Below are 9,241 nucleotides of genomic sequence, written 5' to 3' on the forward strand. Positions count from 1 at the left end.
CCGGGCTCAGCCCGCGCTATGTCTCGCTGCTCGAGGCCGGCAAGCACCGCCCCAGCCTGCTGACCATGGCCAGGCTCGCCGCCCGGCTGGAAACGCCGCTGTCGGACCTGATCCGCGAGGCGGAGGCGGAGCGCGACGGTCCCGCCGCCTGACCGGGGGGTGCTGGCGATGGACAGGAACGATCCGACCGCCCCTGGAAGGGCCTGCCGTGCTGACGATGGGCGCGGCACGTCCTCGCCCCAGGATCGGCAACCTTCAGGGGAGACGGGGGTGCGGATCGTCCGGCGCCGGTGCGGCGCGCTGATCCTGGAAGGCGAGCAGGGGTAGGCCAGGGAACTGACCGTCACCCGTGGCTGACGATGCCTCGAGAAGCCGGCTGATGCCGCCCGGTCCGCGCGGGCCAGACTTGGCGACGCCGTCGGCGGAGGCGGAGGCAGGGAGGTGCATGGCCAGAGAGGGTCGCTGGTCTGGACAGGCCTCGGCGCTGTTGGCCAGATCTCTCTCGAAGCGGCCTCGGCGCCGATTGGATCCCGCTCCCGCCCCGAGGCCCGCGCGACGCCCGCCGGCCTTGTCCCGAGACGCGGCGTCGCGTATCCCCGACGCGTTTCATGCTCATCTCCCCGGAAAGACGTTCGGGACTTGGTCGGCTTTCGGCGGCTTTCCGTTTTGGCAATGCTCCCTGGACAAAGGTCTTCCGGACGGGGGCAGATGTCCGGGGTTTCTTTAGTCTTTTTATTAAAGTCCCCGACGGGACGCTGAAGGGAGGCCTTTGCGAGCCCGGGAAAGGCATTGGATCCGTCCAGGCCGGACGATCCCGCGGAACAGGCATCGGCCGCGTCCCCGACCCCGCGCCTCCTGCGCGAGGCCCGTCACGGCGGCGGCCGGGCGTCGCGCAGCAGGTCCCGCAACTGGTCCAGCCGGTCGCGGGCCAGCATGGCGCCGCGGGCCAGGGCGGCGCCAGGCGTGTCGCCAAGGCCCTCGGCCGCCAGGAAGAGGAGATCGAGGATCTCGGCCAGGACCGCCGCCTGATCCCGCGCCTCGGCCAGGAGCGCCGGGAGACCCGGCTCACGGCTCATGGCGCGCCTCCGGGTCCGGGCCGGGCCGATCCAGGCCCGCGTCGCCGCAGGCGATGACGCGCTCGGCGCAGAGCCGGTCCGCGAGGTGCAGCAGCCAGTGATATTCCGCGGCCAGGAGCTGGCGGGCGCGGCGGAGCGCCGTGCGCAGCCGCCGGTCGGCCCGGGTCCGCACCGCCGGGTCCGTCATCAGCATCGGCGCCGGATCGGCGACATGAACCAGGCTGTGGCCGCTGAGGCCGTAGGTCAACTCCAGCCGCAGGGCGATCTCGGTGGCGCGGGCCAGATCGCTGTCGGCGCCCTGTCCGGCACCGATGCAGCCGCTGCCCAGCACCAGCTCCTCGGCCGCCCGGCCCGCCAGCAGGCAGGTCAGCTGATCGACCAGATCGCGCCGTGTCAGCAGGGGAGCCTGATCCCCGAGGGCGACATGGCCGCCCGCCATGCCGACATGGATCTCCTGGACGCGGCCGCGCGCGAGCCGCGTGGCGGCGATGGCATGGCCGGCCTCGTGGAGGGCGAAGCGGCGGATGATGGCCGGCTCCTCCCGGGCCAGACCTCGCTGACCACGTTGAGGATGCCCCGGTAGTCCTGGGGCGGCACCACCGCCTCGGGATGCTGCCGGCGCAGCCGGGCGTGCAGGCGCTTCTCGGCGGCGCAGGCGGCGTGTCCCGTGGGCATGGCAATGTTGCGCAGCAGGGTCACCTGCGCGGTCTTCGGCAGCCCCAGCTGGTGCCTTTGCCGCTTTTGCGGATTGGCGCTGTAGCCGAGCTTCAGCAGGTCCACCCGCGGAGGCCTTTGAAAGCAACCTGATAGCCATCAGAAACAGACTGGAGTAGAAGAAAAACAACGATTTGCGCTTCGGCGTGAGTCCACAACCGCCGCATGACCCGCTCTTTCCAGCAAGGCCAGCTTGACCTGATGGGTAGCGTAATCGGACTCAGCGAGTGCAAGCGCTAGGATCAGGCGTTGTGATCGTGCGTCTCGCCCTGTTGATGGTGCTGGGGTTGTCTCCCGGAGGCTTGGGCCGATGCCCAAGCGGCGCTCTGGGTGCCGCCCGAGGAGCCAACAACAAAGTGGATCCATTTGAAGCCGCTTCTACGCCACCAGCGTGGCAACCTGTTCGTTCTTGATCCAAGACAAGAACGCCTCGCGCGCCCTACGTCGACCGGTATCGCGCAACGTCTGGCTGGACTGGATCAGGTAATAATTATACTCGTCCAAAACCGATCTTTCGGACAGTTGCACCAACCGTCCTTCAGCCAAGTCCGGCCCGATCATTGCCAGTGAGCACAGCGCTACCCCCTGTCCTGCCAAGGCTGCAGCGCGCAGCAGATTGAAATCTTCGAAGATTGCCCCGGGTAGCCGATCTGGAATATCCGACCCTGCACGCGCCAGCCAAGTTTTCCAGCCCGACAGGTCAGTATCGTGCAAAAGCCCCATTGCCAAAAGCCATTCGACCGACAGTTTGGCTGGGCCCGTGCCGACCAGTGTCGGGCTACCTACCGGCACGCTGCGCCCGGACAAGAACGGTTCAGCCACAATGCCTTCGCCCTGAGGACGCACGTCGGCAAAGGTGAATGCCACGTCGGTGGCCGTGAAGTCGATCTCGTGGCCATGATGGGCATAGATCACGCGCAACTGCACATCGGGATGCAAGGCACGGAAGCGGGGCAGCCGGGGGATCAGCCAGCAGACTGCCACGGACGGGATCGCCGCCACGACCACTGCCCCTTCGGCGGTCGCGGGTCTTGCCCGGCGGCACGCCGCATCGATCCCGTCGAATGCCGTTGTCAGATCGCGGGCCAAGGCGATGCCGCGCGGCAGCAGGCGTGGCGTCCGCCCGCTGCGGTCGAACAGCGAGACCCCCAGCCAGTCTTCTAGGTGCTTGATCTGGTGGCTGATCGCCGATTGCGTGACAAACAGATCTGCGGCCGCCGCACGGAAGCTGCCAGTTCGGGCCACGGCCTCAAAAGCGCGCAGAGCATTCAGCGGCGGCTGGGACATTAATCGCCTTTTATGAGAAAACCTAATCAGAGCTTTATAATTGGTCTTTTGACCACTGCAAACTCTACGTGCATGTTTCAGGAAATATCATATCAGGAGGAAGCGATGATCGAGCGTGAAAGACTTCAAGATTTCGTCGGCAACGGCGACAAGGCCAAAGGCACCTTCTCGGACGCGGAAATGCAGCGGCGGCTTGATTCGATCCGCAAGCACATGGCCGACAACAATGTCGATGCGGCGCTGCTCACGTCCTATCACAACATCAACTACTACGCCGACTTCATGTATTGCCAGTTCGGTCGGCGCTATGGGTTCTTCGTGGACCATGACCACGCCACCTCGATCAGTGCGGGCATCGATGGTGGCCAGCCGTGGCGCCGGACCTTCGGCGGGCGCAACCTGACCTATACGGACTGGCAGAAGGACAACTATTTCCATGCCATCCGCCAGATCATCGGTAAGGCGCGTCGCATCGGGATCGAGTTCGACCACGTCAACATCGACCTGCTGAACCTGCTGAAGGCCGAGTTCCCCGGCGTCGAGTTCGTGGACATCGCCGCCCCCGCCATGCGCCTGCGCATGATCAAGTCGGCCGAGGAAATTGCCCATATCACCGAAATGGCCCGCATCGCCGATCTGGGCGGCGCGGCCTGTGTCGAGGCCACCGCCGTTGGCGTGCCGGAGCATGAGGTGGCGCTGCATTCCACCGCCACCATGGTGCGCGAGATTGCGAAGTCCTGGCCGGATGGCGAATTGCTGGACACCTGGACCTGGTTCCAGTCGGGGATCAACACCGACGGCGCCCACAACCCCGTCACCAGCCGCAAGATCCAGCGCGGCGACATCCTGTCGCTGAACTGTTTCCCAATGGTCGCGGGCTATTACGTCGCGCTGGAACGCACACTGTTTGCCGAGGAAGCCAGCGACGAGCATATCCGGCTGTGGCAGTTCAACTGCGACGTGCATGATCGCGGCAAGGAGCTGCTGGTGCCGGGCGCGAAATGTTCCGACATCGCCGCCGAACTGAACGAGATGTATGCCGCCGCCGACCTGCTGCAATACCGCAGCTTCGGCTATGGCCACAGCTTCGGTGTCCTTTCGCACTATTACGGCCGTGAGGCTGGCCTGGAACTGCGTGAGGACTGCGACACGGTGCTGGAGCCCGGCATGGTCGTCAGCATGGAGCCGATGATCACCATTCCCGAAGGCCAACCCGGTGCCGGCGGATACCGCGAGCACGACATCCTGGTGATCGAGGAAGGCGGCAACCGCAACATCACCGGCTTTCCCTATGGGTCGGACCACCTGATCGTCAAGAACGCGGCCAAGGCCAAGGCCGCCTGACAGAAAGAACCGGCGGGGCGCAAACCCCGCCGTTTTTCTTTCAACGACATCCGAAAGCCGTCCGGCGGGCCGGGAGGGTCAGGCCGGAAACGCTGACACATGTCATCATCGGTCCACCTGGGAGGAAACCATGACCGCCATGACCATTCCCACCGTCGCGGGTCCGGACACCTTGGGAGATGCCAGGGCCACGCCCGCCGTCTTGCGCAAGGTTCTGACCGCCAGCTTCATCGGCAATTTCGTCGAATGGTTCGATTACGCGTCCTACGGCTACTTCGCCACCGTGATTGCGGTGGTGTTCTTCCCCGAGATCGCCCCCTCGGCCGCGCTGCTGGCGACCTTCGCGGTGTTCGCGATTTCCTTCATCATCCGACCCATCGGGGGAATTGTCTGGGGAAGCATCGGCGATCGCATCGGTCGGAAAACCGCCTTGTCCTGGTCCATCCTGATCATGTCAGGCGCAACGACCCTGATCGCGTTTCTTCCCGGCTATGCGCAGATTGGGTTCGCCGCGCCTATCCTGCTGCTGGTCCTGCGCATGGTGCAGGGCTTTTCCGCATCCGGTGAATATGCGGGGGCGGCATCATTCCTGGCCGAGTACGCCCCGCCCGACAAGCGCGGCTTCTACACCAGCATGGTTCCCGCCAGCACCGCTGCGGGCCTGCTGGCCGGGTCCCTGATGTCAGCTCTGCTGTTCTCGCTGCTGGATACTGCGCAACTGCAAAGCTGGGGCTGGCGCCTGCCGCTGCTTCTTGCGTTCCCCATGGGTCTTGTAGGTCTTTATATCCGCCTGAAGCTGGAGGACACGCCCAAGTTCCGCGAACTGGAAGCGCAACACCACATCGAGGCGACCCCGACACGGGAACTGTTCACCACCTATCGCAAGCCGGTCATCCGCGCCTTTGCCGTCACCTGCCTCAATGCGGTCGGCTTCTACCTGATCCTCAGCTACATGCCGACCTATCTGATCACCGAAATGGGCATGGATGAAAGTGCTTCGTTCCTGGCCAACAGCATCGCGCTGTTCGCTTATATCTTCCTGATCTTTCTGATGGGCACACTGTCTGACCGCATTGGGCGCAAAACGACACTGATTGCGGCCTCGATCCTGTTCATGGTCCTGACGGTGCCGCTGTTCGGCATGCTTGACGGCGCCACCTTCGGGATGATCGTGCTGATCCAGGTGATCTTCGGCGCCCTGCTGACTGTGAACGACGGCACCCTGCCCTGCTTTTTGACCGAGATCTTCCCGACGCGCGTGCGTTATTCCGGCTTCGCCTTCAGCTTCAATACCGCCAACGCCCTGTTTGGCGGCACTGCGCCCTTTATTGCCACCTGGCTGATTTCGATCACGGGCAGCAAGGCCGCACCCGCCTGGTTCCTGGTAGGGGCGGCGGTTGTCGCTCTGATCGCCATGCTATCCTGCCGTGAAACCGCTGGCAAACCATTGGAAGACTGAGCCGACCCTTTTTCGTCCGCTGCGCTTTGGTTCTCAGATCACACCGAAGGCGTGCATCGGTTCGACCATACTAATGAGGCTTGGCGCTCGTAACGCCGTATTCCTTTTCAAGAGCCGCTGTCCGGGATATCACGCATGGCTGACACGGGCGCAAGTCATGCGCCACCTGCGCGAAAAACAATCAAGACAGGAACTTCCTGATTATTCTTTCCTGCAGCAAGCAACGCAGTTTCGGTCCTAATGCAGCACGAGAGCCAGCCATTGTGGACAGCTCCGCTCGTATATGAGTGTTTCTCATAGGAACTTGAGGAAAGCTCCTTTGACAGACGGCACAATTGGGCGCTCCGCTTGAGGAAAAGACAGCCAGCCATGTGGCCATGGTTGGGCTGATGACCTCCACATCCAGCACGGGAAGCATCATGAAGACGTCTCTCATCCTCGGCACTGCCCTTGTTCTAATCGCGTCCGCCGGCATGGCGGAACAGATCACTGTCATGTCCTGGGGCGGCACCTACAGCCAGAGCCAGGTCGAGGCCTATCAAAAGCCCTTCACCGCCGATACCGGCATTACCGTCGTATCGGTCGACAGCGACAATCCGGCCATCCCGATCAAGGCGCAGGTCGAGGCCGGGAATGTCACCGTCGACGTGGTGGACATCGAATATGCCGATGCCATCCGCCTGTGCGATGAAGGTCTGCTGGAGGAGATCGACTCCGCTATTCTGCCCCCTGCCCCGGACGGCACCCCAGCGACCGACGACTTTCTGCCTCAGGGTCTCAGCGATTGCGCCGTGGGATCGATCGTCTTCTCGACCGTTTATGCCTATGACCGCACCCGCTTTCCGGACAGCCCGCCCACGACCATCGTCGATTTCTTCGACACGGCGAAGTTTCCCGGCAAGCGCGGCCTGAAGAAGGCGCCCAAGGCGCTGCTGGAGATGGCGCTGATGGGCGACGGCGTTCCGGCGGATCAGGTCTACGACCTGCTGTCCACGCCCGAGGGTGTGGACCGTGCCTTCGCCAAGCTGGACACGATTAAGGATGACGTGGTCTGGTGGGAAACCGGGGCGCAGGCGCCACAGCTTCTGGCCGACGGCGAGGTGGTGCTGTCCACCGCCTATAATGGCCGGATCTTCAACGCCGCCGTGTCGGAGGGCCGCCCCTTCGACATGGTCTGGGACGGGCAGGTTTATGAATACAACCTGTTCGCCATACCCAAAGGCGCGCCCAACAAGGACGCGGCACTGGAATACATCGCCTTTGCCACCGGCACGCAGCGGCTGGCCGATCAGGCGAAGTGGATCAGCTATGGCCCGGCCCGCAAATCGTCGGCGCCATTGGTCGGTCTTTACCAGGACGGCAAAACCGAGATGGCCCCGAACATGCCGACAAACCCAGACAACATGAAGAACGCACTCGCGTCGTCCTATGACTTCTGGGTCGATCACGAGTCCGAGTTGACAGAGCGCTTCAACGCCTGGCTCTCGGCAAGCTGACGGCAGGACAAATCGCGCAAGGGGTGAGCCTTGCGCGATCTTGTCAGAGTGCTTCGCCCTCGCGCTATACCCCGGTGGATAAGGTCCTCGCCCGAGTCAGAATCTTGAATAGATCATGTGGATCGTCCGAGTCGGCGATGATGTTAAGGTTCTGGAAGAAGCCGGTTCCCTTCAATCGATCGTGCGCCAGCGCAGTGCCGAGAAATCCTCGGTGGCAATCCGCCATGTCTGTGTCAGCAGTATAGCCGCAAGTAAGGCGGGTCACTGCGGCGAGTGGTGATCTAAACTCGCGCAAATACTGTTATCCACAAGATCGCGGTTTCATCTTTGATGTCCGAAAGGGGATGGTCTAACGGACACTTCATTTGCTCTCCGAGTATAGCGGTAACGGCACCGCCAAGCGGCTGCTCTGCGGACAGCTGACGAAGTGTGACGCACTCAAGGCATCTTCTAGACCGGAATGGCGGTGGTCTGCTTGACCTTCTGCATGGGGATCTCGGTCTTGATGCTCTGGACGCCCTTGATCCGGCCCAGATGCTCTGCCTGGAACCGCCGGTAGGCGTCGATGTCTGCGCCCACCACGCGCAGCAGGAAGTCGCAATCGCCTGCCATCAGGTGGCATTCGACGACCTGCGGGAGTGACTTCACCGCATCGACAAAGCTGTTCACGGTGTCCTCGTCCTGGCCGGTCAGCCAAACACGGGCGAAGAACGTCATGCCCATGCCGACCTCAGCAGGATCGATCAGCGCGACATAGCGGGTGATGACGCCGCGCTGCTCCAGAAGACGCACGCGCCGGAGACAGGAAGAGGGCGAGAGGCCCACCCGTTCCGCCAAGTCGTTGTTCGGCAGGCGGCCGTCCTCCTGGAGAGCGTTCAGGATCGCGCGGTCGATGCGGTCGAGTTCAGCTGGCATAGGATTCTAATCATTATTCCTGCAGCAGAATCATAGTCCAAGACCACAGAGAATATCAGCAAGAAAGGCGACAAATGCCACGGGCAATAGGCTATTCAAAGGCGCGAGACAACCAAGGTGATGCCCATGGCGGACAGCGACCTGGCCTTTGTGCCACCGACTGAATATCCCTCCCCTGCTGGGGCTATGCGCGGACTGCGGGATGCCGTGCCGGTGCTGCTCGGGTTCCTGCCCTTCGGGCTCGTCCTCGGTGCCCAGGCCACCCAGAAAGGGCTGTCGGCAGTTGAGGTTCCCCTGCTGACCGGGCTGAACTTCGGGGGCGGGTCCGAGTTCGCGGCCATCGCCATGTGGACGTCGCCGCCTCAGGTCGCGCTCTCGTGGCCATCACGTTCCTGGTCAACAGCCGGCATCTGCTGATGGGCATGGCTCTTGCCCCAATGGTGCGCCACCTGCCGCGGCGCACGGTCCTGCCGGCGCTGTTCCTGATGTGCGACGAGTCCTGGGCAATGGGGTTGGCGGACGCCCAACGCCGCGGCGGACAGCTCGATCTCGGATACTATCTCGGGCTTTCCCTTGCGCTCTATCTCACCTGGATTGCGGCAACTGCCGCGGGCGCCGTGATCGGACCGGTGCTGGGGGATGCCACCCGCTTCGGCTTCGACATGGCTTTCCCTGCCGTGTTCCTCGTCATGCTGGCCGGGATGTGGAAGGGCACGCGCGCCGCGCTGCCCTGGCTCGTGAGCCTTGTCTGCGCGGCTCTGGTGTATCTGGCGCTTCCGGGGGCGTGGTATGTGCCGGCCGGAGCCCTGTCCGGTGTGATCGCCGCATATCTGCTGGCAAGGCCGCAATGATCGACCCTCTTGTGATCCTCACCATCCTGATGATGGCGTTAGTCACCTATCTGACCCGGATCGACGGCTATCTCCTGCTGCGCGACCGGACCGTGAGCC

Annotated in this window: 11 protein-coding genes; 6 read left to right on the forward strand and 5 right to left on the reverse strand. The window is 63.3% G+C overall.

The annotated features are described in order from the left end of the window. The coding region (locus tag ACTJI6_RS22830; RefSeq protein WP_440803822.1) for a helix-turn-helix transcriptional regulator at positions 1 to 152 on the forward strand (152 nt) is incomplete at its 5' end. A gap of 717 nt (positions 153 to 869) precedes the next feature. Here the strand turns inward: ACTJI6_RS22830 and ACTJI6_RS22835 are convergent. From ACTJI6_RS22835 to ACTJI6_RS22850, 4 genes are all read right to left on the reverse strand, one after another. Beyond that, positions 870 to 1,076, reverse strand: coding sequence for a hypothetical protein (locus tag ACTJI6_RS22835; RefSeq protein WP_440803820.1), 207 nt, complete (start codon positions 1,074 to 1,076; stop codon positions 870 to 872). Further along, positions 1,066 to 1,566, reverse strand: coding sequence for a hypothetical protein (locus tag ACTJI6_RS22840; RefSeq protein WP_440803981.1), 501 nt, complete (start codon positions 1,564 to 1,566; stop codon positions 1,066 to 1,068). The genes ACTJI6_RS22835 and ACTJI6_RS22840 overlap by 11 nt, the downstream gene beginning before the upstream one ends. After that, the gene (locus ACTJI6_RS22845) at positions 1,470 to 1,856 is read right to left on the reverse strand and encodes a hypothetical protein (RefSeq protein ID WP_440803984.1); all 387 of its coding nucleotides are present in this window, start codon (positions 1,854 to 1,856) and stop codon (positions 1,470 to 1,472) included. The genes ACTJI6_RS22840 and ACTJI6_RS22845 overlap by 97 nt, the downstream gene beginning before the upstream one ends. A 312-nt stretch (positions 1,857 to 2,168) precedes the next feature. Then, complete coding sequence (locus ACTJI6_RS22850) at positions 2,169 to 3,077, reverse strand: LysR family transcriptional regulator (RefSeq protein WP_440803965.1); 909 nt, start codon at positions 3,075 to 3,077, stop codon at positions 2,169 to 2,171. A 105-nt stretch (positions 3,078 to 3,182) separates the two neighbouring features. Here ACTJI6_RS22850 and ACTJI6_RS22855 point away from each other — a divergent pair, with 105 nt between their 5' ends. The 3 genes from ACTJI6_RS22855 (at position 3,183) to ACTJI6_RS22865 (ending at position 7,376) form a co-directional block, all read left to right on the forward strand. Next, the gene (locus tag ACTJI6_RS22855; protein ID WP_440803967.1) at positions 3,183 to 4,421 is read left to right on the forward strand and encodes an aminopeptidase P family protein; all 1,239 of its coding nucleotides are present in this window, start codon (positions 3,183 to 3,185) and stop codon (positions 4,419 to 4,421) included. A gap of 130 nt (positions 4,422 to 4,551) precedes the next feature. Beyond that, a complete protein-coding gene (locus ACTJI6_RS22860; RefSeq protein ID WP_440803970.1) occupies positions 4,552 to 5,880 on the forward strand; it encodes an MFS transporter in 1,329 nt (442 codons plus the stop codon). Between the two features lie 419 nt (positions 5,881 to 6,299). Continuing rightward, the gene (locus ACTJI6_RS22865) at positions 6,300 to 7,376 is read left to right on the forward strand and encodes an ABC transporter substrate-binding protein (protein WP_440803972.1); all 1,077 of its coding nucleotides are present in this window, start codon (positions 6,300 to 6,302) and stop codon (positions 7,374 to 7,376) included. Positions 7,377 to 7,826: 450 nt separating this feature from the next. Here ACTJI6_RS22865 and ACTJI6_RS22870 read toward each other — a convergent pair whose 3' ends face one another. Next, positions 7,827 to 8,291: an Lrp/AsnC family transcriptional regulator gene (locus ACTJI6_RS22870; protein WP_440803974.1), complete on the reverse strand. Its 465-nt coding sequence runs from the start codon at positions 8,289 to 8,291 to the stop codon at positions 7,827 to 7,829. Between the two features lie 126 nt (positions 8,292 to 8,417). On the opposite strand from ACTJI6_RS22870, the gene ACTJI6_RS22875 reads away from it, so the two are divergent. Further along, positions 8,418 to 8,708, forward strand: coding sequence for an AzlC family ABC transporter permease (locus ACTJI6_RS22875; RefSeq protein WP_440803976.1), 291 nt, complete (start codon positions 8,418 to 8,420; stop codon positions 8,706 to 8,708). Further along, positions 8,669 to 9,142: an AzlC family ABC transporter permease gene (locus tag ACTJI6_RS22880; protein ID WP_440803979.1), complete on the forward strand. Its 474-nt coding sequence runs from the start codon at positions 8,669 to 8,671 to the stop codon at positions 9,140 to 9,142. Before ACTJI6_RS22875 ends, ACTJI6_RS22880 begins: the two co-directional genes overlap by 40 nt. Positions 9,143 to 9,241: the final 99 nt, after the last annotated feature.

It is taken from the genome of Paracoccus sp. 22332, assembly GCF_052045125.1.
Classification (GTDB): Bacteria; Pseudomonadota; Alphaproteobacteria; order Rhodobacterales; family Rhodobacteraceae; genus Paracoccus; species Paracoccus haematequi_A.